Origin of the sequence: Herbidospora sakaeratensis, from assembly GCF_001570525.1 — a bacterium.
Classification (GTDB): Bacteria; Actinomycetota; Actinomycetes; order Streptosporangiales; family Streptosporangiaceae; genus Herbidospora; species Herbidospora sakaeratensis.
The window spans coordinates 117,987-133,394 of the sequence record NZ_BBXC01000014.1 but is presented as its reverse complement, the minus strand read 5'-3'; the positions used below and the strand labels follow the sequence as shown (position 1 = coordinate 133,394).

The following is a 15,408-nucleotide window of genomic DNA, read 5'->3' as shown; positions in this document are numbered from 1 at the left end:
GTGATCACCTGTCTCCGAAGTGGCGGGCGCAGAGGGCCTGGCGGCGGGCGTCCCAGACCATGTACGCGCCGAGCACGAGTTGGACGAGGCTGCGCCAGACGTCCTCCCACCGGTCCCGCACCGCCATGACCCGGAGTCTCCAGGCGGGCGGCGGCGAACCGGCGGGGGTGAGCAGGCAGGGGCCCCGGTTGGGCAGCGAACGGGTGTGCCGGGCCGACGACGAGAACTCCCACCGGCCGAGGAGCTCCCGGCACGCCGCGCGCAGCGCGATCGGCGCCACCCGCCAGGCCGGGCAGGGCCGGTTGGCGGCGACGCCGAACGGGATGTGGTTGAGGTCGCGGACGCCGTGTTCGAACCGGGCCGGGTCGAAGCGGTCGGGGTCGGGGAAGCCGGCGCGGTGGAAGTCGGGGTAGTTGAAGCAGAGCACCGACCCTTCCGGGATGTCCGGCATGTCGCCCCGGGTGATGCGGTGCGCGACGCCGAACAGCGGATAGAGCCGGAAGGTCTCGTTGATGACCTGGTCGAGGAACCGGTCGTCCCCGGTGCGGGCCCGCGCCTGCGTCTCCTTGTGCTGGGCCAGGACCATGCCGAGGTGCGCGGTCGCCTCGGCCATCTGGACCACGGCCGTGTTGAAGAAGACGCCCTGTAGGTAGAGGGCCTGCTCGTGCCGGGTCAGCCCCTCGGGCAGGGGGTGCCGGACGTCGTCGAGCCGGGTCTCCAGGTAGGCGGTGAGCCGGTCGCGGCGGTCCATGTGCCGCAGGCCGGTGCACTTCAGCGCGGTCACGACGTCGTCGGCGTTGGCGGTGATGAGGGCGCGGGCCTCGGCCGGGCACCGCTCGCCGAAGACGAGCTCGTAGGAGAACTCGGCCCAGACCGGCATGGCCAGGTCGCGCAGCCGGTAGGCGGGGGTCGCGCGGCGGGCGCAGCGCACGGCCAGGGCCTCGATCTCGGTCTTGGAGACCGTCAGGAAGCCCCGTGTCGCGGCGGCGACGGCGTCGTAGCGCTCCCCCGGTTCCAGATGCTCCTGGTGCAGGTCGGCGCCCGGGGAGAGCCAGTACCAGAACAGGTCCGAGAGGGCCGCGCCCCGGCTGCGGCCCGAGGCGGCCGGGTGGGAGTAGACCTCGCGGAACCGGTCGACCGGCACCGCGACCGTCTCCTCGCCGTTGACCCGCTCGAACACCAGCAGCCGCAGGGCGACCACCCGGCCGGGCAACCACCAGGGCAGGCTCAGCACGAAGAGGGCGAGGAGGATCAGCATCGGCGCACCACGCCCGGGTCGAGCGGGGCGCCGGTCAGCGCCATGGCGACCTCGGTCTCGGTACGGAACCGGCGCAGCACCTCGCGCACGCCCCGCTCCCCCTCGGCCGCCAGCGCCCACAGGATCGGCCGCCCGACCAGCACCGCGCGGGCGCCCAGGGCGAGCGCGATCACGACGTCGGTGCCGCGCCGCACCCCGCCGTCGACCGTCACCGGCACGGCCCCGCCGACCGCGTCGACGACGTCGGGCAGCAGGTCGAGCGCGGCGGCCACCCGGTCGAGCTGGCGGCCGCCGTGGTTGGAGACCATGACCATGGCGGCCCCGTGGGCCACGGCGGTCCGGGCGTCGTCGGGGTGGGTGACGCCCTTCACGATCAGCGGCATGTCGGTGACCTCGCGCAGCCGGTCGAGATGGGCCCACGAGATCTCCGGGGAGAACTCGATCGGCCGCACGACGTCGCCCTCGCGGAGGTTCTCGCAGACCAGCCCTTCGGGCAGGTCGTGGAAGCCGTTGTGCAGGTCGCGCGGCCGGATGCCGAACACGGGCGAGTCGGCGGTGACGACGAGGGCCCGGCAGCCCGCCTTCTCCGCCCGGCCGACGACACGCTCGGTGAAGGCCATGTCGGGCTGGACGTACAGCTGGAACCACAGGGTCGCGCCCGTCTCGGCGACGGCCTCGACCGGGGTGGTCGAGGCCATGCTGACGATCATGATCGTGTCCTCGGCGGCGGCGGCCCGCGCGGTCGCGAGTTCGCCGTCGGGGTGGGCGAGCCGGTGGAAGGCGGTCGGGGCGACCAGCACCGGCAGGGAGGCACGGCCACCGGGCAGGGTCACCGCCAGGTCGGGCCGCGTCCCGCCGAGCACGCGGGGCACCAGCCGCAACCGGGCGAACGCCGCCTCGTTCTCGTGGACGGCGCTCTCGTCGCCGGCCCCGCCGGCGAAGTAGTCGTAGTGGGCCTTCGGGAGGCGTTCCCTCGCGACGGCCTCGTACGAGGGCATCAGACCGTCCGGGCGAAGAAGGCCCGCAGCGGCTCCAGATGCACGTCCGGGGACGTCCAGTCGTTCTCCAGGTTCTCGGTGACGTGGTGGACGGCCGGCTCCTCGCCGGGGCGGTGGTGGCGGACGACCGGGTGGAGATAGTGGCCCTCGTCGGCGCGGGCGGCGTCGCTCTGGGTGATGCGGCCCACGGTCACGTCGAAGGGGTCGACCTGGTCGTGGCCGGGGCCGTACTCCAGGGTGATCGTGTAGTGGGGGCCGTCGATCGGCAGGTCGACCGGGCGTTCCTCCAGGTAGCGGCCGTCGTGCGTGATGACGTCGGCGATCACGCCGAACTGCTGCCACAGGGCCGAGCTGCGGTTGACCCGGTCGAGCACCGCCTGCGCCATCGCCTTCGGGTCGGCGCCGACGTCCTCCCCGGGCCACCGGACGTCGTGGTGCCGTTCCTCCAGGATGCGGTGGAGGGCGCGGACGCCGTAGCGGAAGCCGTGGATGAAGCCGCTGGTGCCACGCTTGAAGTCGCGCGACTGGGTGATGGTGCCGGCGAAGTGCAGGCCCGGCACGTCGACCGACTCGTAGGCCGGGGTGAGGGCCGGGAAACGGCCGCTGGCGTGCAGCGCGGGGCGGCAGGTGTCGTCGAAGATCGACCGGTCGAACGCGAACCCGGCGCAGACGATGACACGGTCGTAGGGGATGTCCTTGGTGACCTCGTCGGCCCGCACGAACGCGACCGTCACGCGGTAGGTCCCGTCGTCGAGGCGCTCGATGTGCCGCACCTCGCCGTCCAGGACGGCGTTCTGGGACTTGAGCTGGTAGGTGTCCAGGAAGTTGTTGTTGACCGCGCGCAGGTGGCCGACGTAGTGGGTGCGCCAGGCCATCTTGACCGAGCGCGGCCCGGCCACGTGGACGACCGCGGCGGTCTCGACCAGGTTGTCGGCGGTCTCGAAGGCCGAGTTGCCCTTGCCGATGATGAGCACCCGCTTGTCGACGAACTCCTTCGGGTCGACCGAGACGACGCCGTACTGCTCGGCCTGCTCGACGCCGGGGATGGCCGGGACGTTCTCCCTGCTCACGCCGGTCGCGATGATCAGCCGCCGGGCGGTGCGCACGGTGCCGTGGTCGTCGGTGACGGCGAACCCGTCGTCGTTCCTGGTGACGTGGCGGGCGCGGGAGCCGTACACGACATCGAGGCCCTCGGCGAATCGGGCCAGGTAGCGCACCATGTCGTCGGCGTGCGGGAAGTAGCGGTCGCTGAAACGGGTGAACAGCAGCTCCGGGTCGTCGGACAGGAGGCTGTTCCAGTCCATCCGGAGGTTCAGTTCGGGGTCGTCGGTGCCGTTGTACTTCTTGTTGATGGAGATGAGGGTGCGATGGCGGGGGAAGGTCGCGAAGAACGTGCCCGGCGCCGGGCCCGCCTCCATGATCGTGTACGACCTCCCGGCCGCCCGCAGGAACCATCCCATCTGCAGACCGGCCGGTCCCGCGCCGATCACCAGGTAATCCAGCATGCCCCCAGTGTTGGCGGGCGATTCTCAGAGAACGATCAGAGCCAGTAAGGCTTTCTTGTCAGGCTTGCCCGACGCCGCCAGGGGCACCTCGTCGATGACCGTGATCGTGGCGGGCACGTGGTCGGCGCCCAGTTCCTCCTGGACGACCGCTTTCAGCTCCCCCAGGTCGGGGTCCTTCGCGACGACGAAGGCGTGGGCCGCCTCGCCGGTGGCCCGGTCGGGGGCGCCGACGACGTAGGCCGCCTCGACACCGGGATGACTCTCCAGGGCGCGCTCGATCGGCCCGAGGTAGACGACCATCGCGTTGACCATGACGGCCTCGCGGGCCCGCCCGACGATGTGGAGGTACCCCTCGTCGTCGACGTGGCCCAGGTCGCCGGTGCGCAACCAGCCGTCGCTGATCGGGTTCTCCTCCCCGTTCCAGTAGCCGCTCATCAGGTAGGGGCTGCTGACCAGCAGCTCGCCCTCCTCGACCCGGACCCGGACCATCGGATGGGGACGGCCGACGGTGTCGGCCTTGGCGGGCATCTCGCCGGGCGTGAGCATGGAGATCGACCCGGCCTCCGTCGCGCCGTAGCCCTGGTAGACGACCGGCCCGAGCAGCTTCACCGCCCGCTCCAGCCGGGACGCGGAGATGGGCGAACCGCCGACCATCATGGTGCGCATGTCGGGCAGTTCGGTGCCGGTGTCGATGATCTGGGTCAGCCGCGGCACGGTGAAGATCGAGCCGGTGATGCGCAGGTCGCGGTAGACGCGGGGAAACTCCGGGTCGACCGGGATCACGACGGTGCCGCCGCCGAGCAGCGCCAGCGCGAGGTGCTCGAAGACGACCATGCTCGCCAGCGTGCCGAACAGCAGGTACCGCTCGAACCCGGCGGCCATCTCCCGGGCCACCGGCGACCACTCCTCGGGTTGCCAGGCCCAGTGGCGGTCGAGGGCGCCGTAGGTGACGGCGCAGCCCTTCGGCCGGCCGGTGCTGCCGCTGGTGAAGGCCAGCAGGGCGACGTCTTCTGGTTGGCCCAGCGGGGTCAGGAGGGGATCGGCCCCGGCCTCGGGCAGGTTCGCGTCGTCGACGACGTGGTCGACGTCCATGGCCAGGACGTGCGCCAGCTGCGCCTTCGAGTAGCCCGGCCGCACGCCGACCACCCGGCAGCCCAGCACGTGCGCGGCCATCTGGGCGGCGAACGCCTCCGGCGTGACCGACGTCCGGAACGCGATCGCCCTGCCGCGCAGGCCCTTGGCGTCCAGCACGCCCGCCATCGCGCCGATCATGGCGAGCAGCTCCGCGCGGGTGACGACGCGGGAGCCGTGCTCGAACACGGGCCGGCCCGGTTCCTCTCGCAGGAGGTCCAGCAGCGGTGCGGGGAAGACCATGCGCGTCTCCTTCGGGTCTGGGAAAGCGGCCACGGACGCGATACAACCACCGTGAGATCAGAGCCCGATCAGACCCGATCAGACCCGGGAGGCCGCTCGTGGACGTCATCGGCGCGGGATTCGGCCGGACCGGCACCAGGTCGCTGAAGGCGGCCCTCGAACTGCTGGGCTTCGGCCCCTGCTACCACATGGCCACCGTGATCGCCGAACCCCACAGGGTCGGCCAGTGGCTGGAGGTCGGCGAGGGCCGGCCGGCCGACTGGGACACGATCTTCGCGGGCCACCGCTCGGCGGCCGACTTCCCGGCGTCGGCGTACTGGCGCGAACTCGCCGCCTGCTATCCGCAGGCGAAGATCGTCCTGACCGTCCGCGACCCCGGCCGCTGGTACGCCAGCGCCCGCGAGACCATCTTCCGCCGCCCGATCGAGGAGGGCACGCCGAAACCGTGGTGGCGCCGCCTGGTGACCCGCCTGATCGCCTGGCGGGTGCCCGACTTCGCGCTCCTGCCCAGGATGCTGCACGCGACCGTCTACGACCGCCTGTTCGACGGCCGCGTCGCCGACCGCGACCACTGCCTGGAGGTCTTCCGCCGGCACGTCGAGGAGGTCCGCACGACGATCCCGGCCGACCGGCTGCTGGTGTTCGAGTGCGAGGAGGGGTGGGAGCCGCTCTGCCGGTTCCTGGGGGTGCCGGTGCCGGACGTGCCGTTTCCGCAGGCGAACGAGCGGGCGGCGTTCCACGCGAAGCGGCCGGGGCGGGCGCTGCGGCTGATCGTACGGGGCCGCTGAGGGCTCAGCCCGCGAGCATGGCGCGCATGCGGCCGATCTCGATCTGCTGGCCCGTCACGATGTCGAGCGCCAGCGTGCGTATCAGCTGGTCGCGGCCCGACTTCAGCTGCTCGCCCGCCATCGTCACCGCGCCCTCGTGGTGGCGGATCATCAGGGTCAGGAACAGCCGGTCGAACGCCGCCCCGCGCGCGGTGCGCAGGTCGTTCATCTCCGCCAGCGAGGCCATGCCGTAACCCGTCGTGTGGGCGTGGCCCGCCGGGATCTCGCGGCCGAGCCGGGTCAGCCAGCCGCCCAGGACGCCGATCTCCGGCTGCTGGGCGGTCGTGATGCGCGCGGCCAGGGCCTTGACCTGCTCGTCGGCGGCGCGGGCGAGGGCCAGGCCGGTCATCTCCAAGGCCTGCCGGTGGTGGCCGATCATGCCCTCGGCGAAGCGCACGTCGGCGGCGGCCACCTCGGCGGCGTCGGTGCCCAGGGTCTGGCCGGGGGTGGCCACTGTGCCGCTCTCGCCGGGGGCGCCGGGCAGCACGACCGGGGGGCCCGAGCCCGCCACCACCGGGCGCGGGGCGTCCGCGCCGGGGGTGCAGGCGGCCATCGTCACCAGGGCGATGGCCGCTAAGACGGCACGTCTCACGGGTCGAGGTCGTCGGCCGCGCGGGCCGCGAAGGCCTCCATCGCCGCGCGGGTGACCGGGCCGGGACCGACCGGCAGGGCCTTGCCGTCGACCAGGCCGATCGGCTGGATGTCGCGGGTCGTGGAGGTCAGGAAGGCCTCTTCGGCGTCGTAGAGCGCCGCGAGCGGGACGTCCTCCTCGACGGCGTCGGGGTACCACTCCAGGGCCAGGGCGCGGGTGACGCCGGCCAGGCAGCCCGACGACAGGGTCGGGGTGATCAGGCGGCCGCCGCTGACGATGAAGATGTTGCTGCCGGTGCCCTCGCAGAGGTTGCCGGCCAGGTTCTCGAAGATGGCCTCGCCGCCGCCGCGCTCCTTGGCATACGCCAGGGCCTTGGCGTTGTCGCCGTAGGAGGTCGACTTCACGCCGGTCAGCGCGCCGCGCTCGTTGCGGGGCCACGGCACGACGACCACGTCGGCGGTGACCGGGAACGGCTTCTGCTCGCCGACGATGATGATCGTGTTGGCGCCCTCGGAGCCTCGGTCGCTGCCCAGGGGGCCCGGGCCGCTGGTGTAGGTGATGCGGATGCGGCCCAGCGGCCACGCCGGAGCCGCCGCGACGGTCTCGCGCACGCCGTCGGCGATGGCCTTCGTGTCGGGTTCGGGGAGGTCCATGCGCTTGGCCGACAGCGCCAGGCGGTCGAGGTGGCGGGTGAGGGCGAAGACCTCGCCGTCGGTCACCTTGATCGTCTCGAAGACGCCGTCGCCGACCATGAGCCCGTGGTCGAAGACGGACACGACCGCCTTCTCCGGAGCGATCAGATCGCCGTTGACCCAGATGGGAACCGCCATGTGAGCCTTCTACCCTTCGTCTGAGCGGGATGCGAGCGCGATGAGCCGGGACGCCTTCAGCTCCGTCTCGCGCCATTCGTGCCCGGGGTCGGAGCCCCATGTGATGCCGGCACCGGTGCCGAAGCGGATCTCCTCACCCGTGATCCAGAAGGTGCGGATGCCCACCGCCAGGGCGGCCTCGCGCCGATCGGCGTCGACCCAGCCCACCGCCCCACAGTATGGCCCCCGGGGCGCTGGTTCGAGCGCATTGATGATGCTCAGCGCGGACGATTTCGGCGCACCCGTGACGGAACCGGGCGGGAACGTCGCGGCGAAGATCTCCGGCCACGACCTCCGGGTGGTCGCCTGGACGGTCGACACGAGGTGCACCAGCCCGGGATGCTCCTCCACGGCCAGCAGCTCGGGCACCGTCACCGAGCCGACGTCGGCGACGATCCCCAGGTCGTTGCGGACCAGGTCGACGATCATCACGTTCTCGGCGTAGTCCTTCTCCAGCAGGTCGGCGTACGTCTCCCCGGTCCCCTTGATCGGCCGGGAGGTGATCACCGGGCCGCTGCGCCCCAGGTAGAGCTCCGGCGAGGCCGACACCACGGTCAGCCCCGGCACGTGGATCACCGCCGAGTGGGGCGCCGGGTTGCCCTCGGCCAGCAGCCCGGCCAGCGCCAGCGGGTCGCTGCGGTGGGTGAGCGGCGCCGACAACACCCGGCACAGGTTGGCCTGGTAGACCTCGCCGCGCTCGATGTGGGCGCGGATGGCCCGCACCCCGGCCTCGTAACCGGCCCGGTCGAGGGACGAGCGCCACTCGGAGCGGCGCGGCCCGATCCAGGGGCCGGTGGGGGCGGGCAGCGGGGCCTCGCGGACGTGGTCGAAGCGGGCCAGGGTGACCTTGCCCTCGAACTCCACCACGACCGCCCACCAGCCGCCCTCGTCGAGGGCGGCCAGATCGGTGGCGACGTCGCTCAGGCCGGTGGCCAGACGGCCCGCGACGTGGGCGAAGGCGTCGTGCATCCGGCCATTCTCCCAGCGGCCTCCCGGAGCACTCGCGTCAGCTCCCGGGCGGCGGGCAGCGCCACGCGCGGCAGCGCCGCGAACACGGTCCGGCGCGGGGCGTTCGCGGCGATCGGGCGCAGCACCAGGTCGGGCCGCATGCCCTGGGTCGCCAGCGCCGGGACGAGGGTGACGCCCAGCCCGGCGGCGACGAAGCCGAGCTTGGCCGTCCACTCCCCCACCCGCATGCCGACCCTCGGGGTGAACCCGGCGGCGGCGCACGCGGCGGCCAGCATGAGGCCCTGGCCGGGGCGGGCGCCCTCGATCCAGTTGTCGTCGCGCAGGTCGCGCAGGTCGATCTCGGCCCGGTCGGCCAGCCGGTGCCCGGCGGGCAGGCCGACGAGGAACTCCTCCTCCAGCAGCGGTTCGAGGGCGATCGAGGGCGGCGCGTCGAGCCCGGCCGGGTAGTCGCTGACCACGGCGACGTCGATGGCGCCCTGGTCGAGCCGCTCGACGAGATGGCCGGTCATGCCCTCGATGAGGGTGGTGTCGACGGCGGGGAAGGCGGCCCGGTAGTCCTTCAGCGCGGCCGGGACCAGCGCGGCGTTGGCCGTCGCGAAGGCGCCCACGCGGAGCCGCCCGCCGGTCCCCCGGTGGACGGCGGCCAGTTCCTCCTCGGCCCGCTGGAGGCGTTCGAGCACCTCACGGGTGTGCCGGTGGAGGGTGGCCCCGGCGGGGGTGAGGCGCACCCCCCGGGGCAGCCGCTCGAACAGCGGCCCGCCCGCGCGCGACTCCAGCGCGGCCACGCGCCGCGAGACGGCCGACTGCGTGTACTGGAGCTCCACGGCCGCCGCCGTGAAGGAGCCCAGCCGGGCCACCGCGTCGATCAGGCGCAGCGCGTCGGTGTCGAACACGGCGCCCCCTTTGACATTCCATGACCGCATGCCTTCCATGAAATGTACGCGTTGGTGGAATGCCTTGAGCAGGGCTAGGGTCGAAATGTGATCGCTTTTCTGGGATTGGGGAACATGGGTTCCCCCATGGCCCGCCGCCTCGTCGCCGCGGGCCAGAAGGTGACCGTGTGGAACCGCACGCGCAAGGAGCTCGACGGCGCGGCCGTGGCCGATTCGGCCGCCGAGGCGGTGTCGGGCGCGCCGATCGTCATCTCGATGTTGTCGAACCCCGCCGCCGTGGCCGAGGTGGTCGAGGCGGCGAAGCCGGGCCTGTCGGCCGGGACGATCTGGGTGGAGATGTCCACCATCGGGCCCGACGCCGTGGCCGAGGTGCGCGCTCAGTTGCCCGATGACGTCAGACTGGTCGACGCGCCCGTGCTCGGCACGGTCGGGCCCGCCGCCGAAGGCAAGCTGCGGGTGATCGCCGGGGGCGACGCGGCCGACGTCGACCAGGTCAGGGACGTGCTCGGGGTGTTCGGCATCGTCCACCACTACGGGGAACTCGGTTCGGGCGCGAAGATGAAGCTCGCCGTGATGGCCGGGCAGTTGTCGGTGCAGGTGCTGCTGGCCGAGAACCTCGCCTACGTCCAGCGGCTCGGCCTGTCGGCCGCCGACTACTTCGACCTGCTCGACGCGACCCTGCTCGGCGCGGCCGGCGAACGGCTGCGGCCGGTGGTCGAGGAGGGCGTGCCGGAGACCCGGTTCAAGCTGGCCCTCGCCGCCAAGGACCTCACCCTCGCGACCGAGGGCCCCGGCGAGGTGCAGACCCTCGCCGCCGCCGCCCGCGACCGCTACGCCCGGGCCGCCGAGGCCGGGCACGGCGAGGGCGACGTCACGGGCATCGTGCCCGCCCTGCTGGAACTGCCGTGAAGCTGAACCCGCCCACCGTTCCCGCCACGAACGGGCGCTACTCCCACGCGGCCCGGACCGGCGACCTGCTCTTCGTCTCGGGCCAGGTCGCCGTCGACGCCGCCGGCGAGGTCGTCGGGCCCGGCGACATGACGAGACAGTCCGAGGTCGTGTACGAGCACCTCCGGCTCATCCTCGAAGATCAAGGGGGCACCTTCGAGGACGTCGTGCACATCCGCACCTTCCTGACCGACATGGACGGGCTGCTCGACCACGCCGCCGTGCGAGGGCGCTATATGCCCTCTCCCCCGCCGGCCAGCACGACCGTCGAGGTGTCGCGGCTGTTCCGGCCCGGCCTGGTGGTCGAGGTGGAACTCGTCGCCGACCTCGCCGGGAGCGGCCGGTGAGCGCCCTTTCGCCCTGAGCGGCGGCGACGGCGGCGGGGGCCGTGGCGGGCGGAGCCGTAACTAGGCGAGTTGGCCTGTGATCTTCTCCACCGCCTCGACCAGCGCGCCCGAGGCGACGAGGCGCACGACCGACTCGATCTCGGGCGCCAGGAACCGGTCGGGCCCCGGCCCCGCCACCGACTCGCGGACCAGCGCCAGCGCCGCGCCGGTTCCTGGAGCGGGCCGGTGCGGCGCGCGCAGGTCGAGCGCGCGGGCGGCGGTGAGCGTCTCGATGGCGAGCACCCGCGTCAGCCCGTCGATCGCCGTGCGCAACTTCCGCGCGGCCGACCAGCCCATGGAGACGTGGTCCTCCTGCATCGCCGACGACGGGATCGAGTCGACGCTCGCCGGCACCGCCAGCCTCTTGAGTTCGGAGACGATGGCGGCCTGGGTGTACTGGGCGATCATGTGCCCCGAGTCGACGCCCGGATCGTGCGCGAGGAACGCGGGCAGGCCGTGGCTGCGCGCGACGTCGAGCATGCGGTCGGTCCGCCGCTCGGCCATCGACGCGACGTCGGCCACCGCGATGGCCAGGAAGTCGAGGACGTAGCCGACGGGCGCGCCGTGGAAGTTGCCGTTCGACTCGACCCGGCCGTCGTGGAGGACGACGGGGTTGTCGATGGCCGACTGGAGCTCCCTGCCGGCGACGAGGGCGGCGTGGTCGGCGGTGTCGCGCGCGGCGCCGGCGACCTGGGGGGCGCAGCGGAGCGAGTAGGCGTCCTGCACGCGGGTGCAGGAGCCGTCGCGGTGGGACGCCATGATCTCCGACTCCGCCAGGAGAACGCGGAGGTTGGCGGCGGAGGCGCGCTGGCCCGGGTGGGGCCGCAGCTTCTGCAGGTCGTCGGCGAAGACGGCGTCGGTGCCGAGCAGGGCCTCTACCGACATCGCGGCGGAGATGTCGGCGACCTTGAGCAGGTTGCCGAGGTCGGCGAGGGCGAGGATGAGCATGCCGAGCATGCCGTCGGTGCCGTTGACGAGCGCGAGCCCCTCCTTGGCGGCGAGCTCCACGGGCTCGATGCCCGCTTCCTTGAGCGCTTCTCCCGTGGGCCTCTGTGTGCCTTTCGCGTCTCTGACCTGGCCTTCGCCCATGATCGTGAGGGCGACGTGGGAGAGGGGGGCCAGGTCGCCGGAGCAGCCCAGCGAGCCGTATTCGTGGACGACGGGGGTGATGTGGGCGTTGAGGAGGCTTTCCAGCACCCTGGCCGTCTCCGGGCGGACTCCGGTGTGGCCGGTCGCGAGGGTGCGGAGCCTCAGGAGCATGAGGGCCCGGACGACCTCGGTCTCGACCTCGGGGCCGTTGCCGGCGGCGTGGGAGCGGATCAGGCTGCGCTGGAGCTGGGCACGGAGTTCGGGGTCGATGTGCCTGGTCGCCAGGGCGCCGAAGCCGGTGGAGACGCCGTAGGCCGGGGTGTCGCCCTCGGCGAGTTCTTCGATGCGGCCTCTCGCCGCGGCCATCTCGGCGACGGCGTCTTCCGTCAGGGCGACGTGGCCGCCTCGGCGGGCTACGTGGACGACGTCCTCGAAGGTCAGGTCTCCGATCCGCACGACTTCGCTCATGGCGCTCCCTCACGATGTAACTATCGTGGAGCATGTTAGCTCCTTACGCGTGTCATCGATTTGGGGGTCGGGCGAAGATTCGCTAGTGTTCTCTGCGTGAGCCCGGGGAACAGACCGGGGGCGCAAGCGGAAGTGGCTCAGGGGTAGAGCATCACCTTGCCAAGGTGAGGGTCGCGGGTTCGAATCCCGTCTTCCGCTCGGAAAGTTGCTTGGACGATTAGCTCAGCGGGAGAGCGCTTCCCTGACACGGAAGAGGTCACAGGTTCAATCCCTGTATCGTCCACTCTCGAAGACGGGCGACCTGCGGTCGCGGCTTGGGCCGCTCCGCGGGTCTTCTTCGTTTATACGGGGGGACGACCCCCCGAACCCCCCGCTGTCAGGGGGCTTCGCCCCCTCACGCTCCCCCGGCCCGCTTCGCGGTCCCTACGTCGCTGTCGCTCCGGGTCGCTGCGCTCCTGGCGAAGGGCTCCGCCCCTCGCGCTCCCTGGAACGGCCTCGCTTCGCTCGGGATGCTGCTCGCTTCGCTCGGTTCATTTTGATCGCTTCGCTGGGCACGCAGAGCCTGGATGGGAAGTCGTCAGTCGAGCGATGTGCCATCGATCGGCTGGCTTGCCTCTTTACTGGTGCCCAGCGTGACGTCGGCCATCTGCTACTGCGATCCCGGGCAACCGCTGTGGGATGAAATGGTCACCGACAGACGGGCCGTCTGAGCCTGTGGACGCATGTGCCCATGGGCCCTTCGTGGCTTTCGGTGGTGATCAGGTCGTGGTCCGGCGCCGCGCCAGATCCGCCGCTGCCGTCACGCCGGCAGGGGTGAGCCGGCACATCCGGCGGTGCCGGCGGCCGGTCGACGCCGTTTCGGTGACGATCAGCCCGCGCTGCTCCAGCCGCTCCAGCACGGCGTAGACCGTCGTCGACCGCAGGCCGGTGCCGCGCGCGATCGCGTACCCGTGCGCGGCCATGCCCTGGCGGCGAGCGGCGGCCAGGTATTGCATGATCAGCATGGTGCAGGGTGTCGCGCGCAGGGGTCCGGCAGGACGGGAGAGGGTGGAGGAAGAAGGGGCGCGGCCCGAGGTGCTCATACCCTCAAGATGTCCAGAGCGCGGCAAAGGGTTGCATAGGGGCCGCTGAAGGTCTTCGTGGCCGATGTCGACATCCCAGCGAACGCGGGTGCGGTCGGCTGACCACCGATGCCGAGATTCGTCGCGTGCCGGCGGACGCCACCAGATCAATACAGGTCGCGAAGGGTTTCGGAGAATCTCCAGAGCCCTTTTTCGATCTTTGGGGTCGCGGGGAGCCAACTCAGGCGGACTTTTCCTTGGCTCCGAAGATCGTGTCCATTGCCGCAGCTCTTTGCGTGATCTCCGGGCCGAGTTGCGGTCGAAGACGGACTCCGTGACACGGGGGCGGCGCGATCGTCTGGATGCGAACGCCGTGGGGGCTCGTGATCGAGACGAACTCGCGGGGCGTCCGCGTGCCGTCGAGGCCGGCGCTCACGGTGATGTGCTGGAACTCCTTGCGGATGTTGGCGGCGCCACCTGTGAAACAGCGTCGCACTCGCTCATCCTCATGCGGGTGACGTATGAGCTGTGGCTCCTGGTGGTCGGGCTGGTTGAGGCTGGCCAGCGTGTTGAGCGTCTTCTTCGCCTGGCCATCCAACCCTGTCGATCTACCCCACCCGCACTGGACGCGCCACCATCCCGCCCGCCGATCCCCTGCGCCAACCGCCGAAGTTGTGCCTGCGGCAGCTGAACCGACTCCCCTGCCGTTTTTCTGGGGCACGGGTGGTCGGCCCCATAGTCTCCGGGTGTGCGCTCCGTCCTGGCAGGCCGGCACCTTGCGGATGGTGTCCATGCGGGTCTCGAGTGCACGACGTACACGGTCACCAACGTCGCACCCACGGACCGAGCCTGATCACATTCTGGAGAAGAAGTTGACCGCTACGAATCCCCAGATCGCGAGTATCACCACGAGCACAACGATCACCAGGACAATCTGGCATCCGATCATGCCCTTGTTCTGCGTCGCCTGCATCGTCGACCAAGCCGCCGAGAAGCCTTTCGACATCCTCACTTCGGAACCAGTGGTCCGATTATAGACAGAGTTCGTGCAAATTCGGCCCCGACTTGAATTTCCGCTTGAGATCTCGACGGAATCGTTCTCGGAGATTGCGCCCTCCAGAAAAGGGCCTTTCATTTCAACCGGCACCATGGGCATGCCTGGACGTTCGACACAAAAAGTGAGGAAGATGATAGATCCTCCCTGAGCGAATTGCATACGCTGTTGGACACGTCGCGCCGTTCCCATGATGGCCGCCGGATACGCCTGGTGGGACCTACGCTGATCAGCGTCGAGCCGCTCGGGTCTGTCCATTGCGCCTGCCGGACTCGACTCGCGCGCGGAGATGCCCTCGTAGGGGGCCTGTGGCTGTACCGCAGTAGCCGATTCGGCGGCTGACTTCGCTGCAGCCGCAGCGACCTCGCTTGTGGCGCCTTGATACAAAGCATTTATAGCGGCGTCCGTCGCGACACGCACTTGGTATTCATCTCTGCCGACGTTTTCGCGCACCCATGTTTCCCATCGATGGCGAAGCGCCGTTGACAGATTCCTGTTGGAGTCATCGCCAGCAGACATTTTCCATCACTCCATAGATCGAGCATCGCCTAGGCAAGACGTGCCTTAGAACGAGTCCGGCGGCGGTGACCCCGATGACGGATCACCCGGAGATCCTGGGAACGGATCACTCCCCGGCCCAGGGTCCGGCGGCCCCGGAAACGGATCGCTCGGCGGCCCAGGATCGGGCGGCCCCGGAAACGGATCAGTCGGCGGCCCAGGATCAGGCGGATCGGGCCGATCAGTCGGCGGCCCAGGATCAGGCGGGTCCGGCCGATCAGTCGGCGGCCCAGGATCAGGCGGGTCCGGCCGATCAGTCGGCGGCCCAGGATCAGGCGTTGACGATGACGCACCGGGATCCGGTTGTGGTTCCGATCCAGGATCCGGTGACGGTCCCGATCCGGGGTCCGGTGATGGTTCTGATCCGGGGTCCGGTAGTGGATCATCCGGTGCCCCATAGTCGTCAGTCGAACCCCCGCCACCAGACGTTCCGCCGCCGCCTGAGTAACCAGAGCCGCCGGAAGCCGCGCCGCCGGAATCCTCCCCACCAGATGCTCCAGGGGCACCGGAGGAAGAATCCCCGTCGCTGGTATCGCCGGCGCCGTCAGTCGAGGCGTCT

Annotated in this window: 16 protein-coding genes and 2 tRNA genes; 5 read left to right on the top strand and 13 right to left on the bottom strand. The window is 71.1% G+C overall.

The window, feature by feature from the left end:
- Positions 1-4: 4 nt before the first annotated feature.
- From AW271_RS23300 to AW271_RS23285, 4 genes are read right to left on the bottom strand one after another with little or no spacing between them, the layout of a single operon-like run.
- Positions 5-1,258: a cytochrome P450 gene (locus AW271_RS23300; protein ID WP_062339648.1), complete on the bottom strand. Its 1,254-nt coding sequence runs from the start codon at positions 1,256-1,258 to the stop codon at positions 5-7.
- Entirely contained in the window at positions 1,252-2,256 is a 1,005-nt protein-coding gene (locus tag AW271_RS23295) for an alpha-hydroxy acid oxidase (RefSeq protein WP_062339646.1), read from the bottom strand. Before AW271_RS23295 ends, AW271_RS23300 begins: the two co-directional genes overlap by 7 nt.
- The gene (locus tag AW271_RS23290) at positions 2,256-3,761 is read right to left on the bottom strand and encodes an NAD(P)-binding domain-containing protein (protein WP_062339644.1); all 1,506 of its coding nucleotides are present in this window, start codon (positions 3,759-3,761) and stop codon (positions 2,256-2,258) included. The genes AW271_RS23295 and AW271_RS23290 overlap by 1 nt, the downstream gene beginning before the upstream one ends.
- Positions 3,762-3,785: 24 nt before the next feature.
- Positions 3,786-5,135 carry a class I adenylate-forming enzyme family protein gene (locus tag AW271_RS23285; protein ID WP_062339642.1) on the bottom strand — a complete coding sequence of 450 codons (1,350 nt, stop codon included), beginning with the start codon at positions 5,133-5,135 and terminating at the stop codon, positions 3,786-3,788.
- A gap of 98 nt (positions 5,136-5,233) precedes the next feature.
- On the opposite strand from AW271_RS23285, the gene AW271_RS23280 reads away from it, so the two are divergent.
- Complete coding sequence (locus AW271_RS23280) at positions 5,234-5,923, top strand: sulfotransferase family protein (RefSeq protein WP_062339640.1); 690 nt, start codon at positions 5,234-5,236, stop codon at positions 5,921-5,923.
- A gap of 4 nt (positions 5,924-5,927) precedes the next feature.
- On the opposite strand, the gene AW271_RS40075 is transcribed toward AW271_RS23280, so the two are convergent.
- Genes AW271_RS40075 through AW271_RS23260 form a run of 4 tightly spaced genes read right to left on the bottom strand, consistent with a single transcriptional unit; the run spans position 5,928 to position 9,285 of the window.
- On the bottom strand, positions 5,928-6,554 hold the full coding sequence (locus AW271_RS40075; protein WP_245653164.1) for a DUF305 domain-containing protein: 627 nt from the start codon (positions 6,552-6,554) through the stop codon (positions 5,928-5,930).
- Entirely contained in the window at positions 6,551-7,384 is an 834-nt protein-coding gene (locus tag AW271_RS40070) for an aminotransferase class IV (protein ID WP_062339637.1), read from the bottom strand. Before AW271_RS40070 ends, AW271_RS40075 begins: the two co-directional genes overlap by 4 nt.
- A gap of 9 nt (positions 7,385-7,393) precedes the next feature.
- Positions 7,394-8,392 (bottom strand): chorismate-binding protein, encoded by a 999-nt coding sequence (locus tag AW271_RS23265; protein ID WP_062339635.1) that lies wholly within the window; start codon positions 8,390-8,392, stop codon positions 7,394-7,396.
- On the bottom strand, positions 8,344-9,285 hold the full coding sequence (locus tag AW271_RS23260) for a LysR family transcriptional regulator (RefSeq protein ID WP_062339633.1): 942 nt from the start codon (positions 9,283-9,285) through the stop codon (positions 8,344-8,346). The genes AW271_RS23265 and AW271_RS23260 overlap by 49 nt, the downstream gene beginning before the upstream one ends.
- A gap of 114 nt (positions 9,286-9,399) precedes the next feature.
- Between AW271_RS23260 and AW271_RS23255 the strand changes: the two genes are divergently transcribed.
- Positions 9,400-10,194, top strand: coding sequence for an NAD(P)-dependent oxidoreductase (locus AW271_RS23255; RefSeq protein WP_083977109.1), 795 nt, complete (start codon positions 9,400-9,402; stop codon positions 10,192-10,194).
- Positions 10,191-10,580 carry a RidA family protein gene (locus AW271_RS42480; protein ID WP_062339629.1) on the top strand — a complete coding sequence of 130 codons (390 nt, stop codon included), beginning with the start codon at positions 10,191-10,193 and terminating at the stop codon, positions 10,578-10,580. The genes AW271_RS23255 and AW271_RS42480 overlap by 4 nt, the downstream gene beginning before the upstream one ends.
- A gap of 60 nt (positions 10,581-10,640) precedes the next feature.
- On the opposite strand, the gene hutH is transcribed toward AW271_RS42480, so the two are convergent.
- Entirely contained in the window at positions 10,641-12,176 is a 1,536-nt protein-coding gene (gene hutH / locus AW271_RS23245) for a histidine ammonia-lyase (protein ID WP_062339627.1), read from the bottom strand.
- 126 nt (positions 12,177-12,302) lie between these two features.
- On the opposite strand from hutH, the gene AW271_RS23240 reads away from it, so the two are divergent.
- Positions 12,303-12,374 (top strand) — tRNA-Gly (locus tag AW271_RS23240).
- Between the two features lie 13 nt (positions 12,375-12,387).
- A tRNA-Val gene (locus tag AW271_RS23235) sits at positions 12,388-12,459 on the top strand.
- A 475-nt stretch (positions 12,460-12,934) separates the two neighbouring features.
- On the opposite strand, the gene AW271_RS23230 is transcribed toward AW271_RS23235, so the two are convergent.
- From AW271_RS23230 to AW271_RS23220, 4 genes are all read right to left on the bottom strand, one after another.
- Entirely contained in the window at positions 12,935-13,180 is a 246-nt protein-coding gene (locus tag AW271_RS23230) for a PadR family transcriptional regulator (RefSeq protein WP_062339625.1), read from the bottom strand.
- A 298-nt stretch (positions 13,181-13,478) separates the two neighbouring features.
- On the bottom strand, positions 13,479-13,835 hold the full coding sequence (locus tag AW271_RS23225; protein ID WP_062339623.1) for a hypothetical protein: 357 nt from the start codon (positions 13,833-13,835) through the stop codon (positions 13,479-13,481).
- Positions 13,836-14,090: 255 nt separating this feature from the next.
- Positions 14,091-14,744, bottom strand: a complete 654-nt coding sequence (locus tag AW271_RS40065; protein ID WP_157554538.1) for a hypothetical protein — start codon at positions 14,742-14,744, stop codon at positions 14,091-14,093.
- A gap of 95 nt (positions 14,745-14,839) precedes the next feature.
- Positions 14,840-15,355, bottom strand: a complete 516-nt coding sequence (locus AW271_RS23220; protein ID WP_169806389.1) for a hypothetical protein — start codon at positions 15,353-15,355, stop codon at positions 14,840-14,842.
- Positions 15,356-15,408: the final 53 nt, after the last annotated feature.

Bases quoted from the DNA above. Each gene is read 5' to 3' on its own strand.
- AW271_RS23230 (WP_062339625.1), bottom strand. From the start codon at position 13,180: ATGCTGATCATGCAATACCTGGCCGCCGCTCGCCGCCAGGGCATGGCC.
- AW271_RS23300 (WP_062339648.1), bottom strand. From the start codon at position 1,258: ATGCTGATCCTCCTCGCCCTCTTCGTGCTGAGCCTGCCCTGGTGGTTG.
- AW271_RS23295 (WP_062339646.1), bottom strand. From the start codon at position 2,256: ATGCCCTCGTACGAGGCCGTCGCGAGGGAACGCCTCCCGAAGGCCCAC.
- AW271_RS40070 (WP_062339637.1), bottom strand. From the start codon at position 7,384: ATGGCGGTTCCCATCTGGGTCAACGGCGATCTGATCGCTCCGGAGAAG.
- AW271_RS23255 (WP_083977109.1), top strand. From the start codon at position 9,400: ATGGGTTCCCCCATGGCCCGCCGCCTCGTCGCCGCGGGCCAGAAGGTG.
- hutH (WP_062339627.1), bottom strand. From the start codon at position 12,176: ATGAGCGAAGTCGTGCGGATCGGAGACCTGACCTTCGAGGACGTCGTC.
- AW271_RS23290 (WP_062339644.1), bottom strand. From the start codon at position 3,761: ATGCTGGATTACCTGGTGATCGGCGCGGGACCGGCCGGTCTGCAGATG.
- AW271_RS23285 (WP_062339642.1), bottom strand. From the start codon at position 5,135: ATGGTCTTCCCCGCACCGCTGCTGGACCTCCTGCGAGAGGAACCGGGC.
- AW271_RS23265 (WP_062339635.1), bottom strand. From the start codon at position 8,392: ATGCACGACGCCTTCGCCCACGTCGCGGGCCGTCTGGCCACCGGCCTG.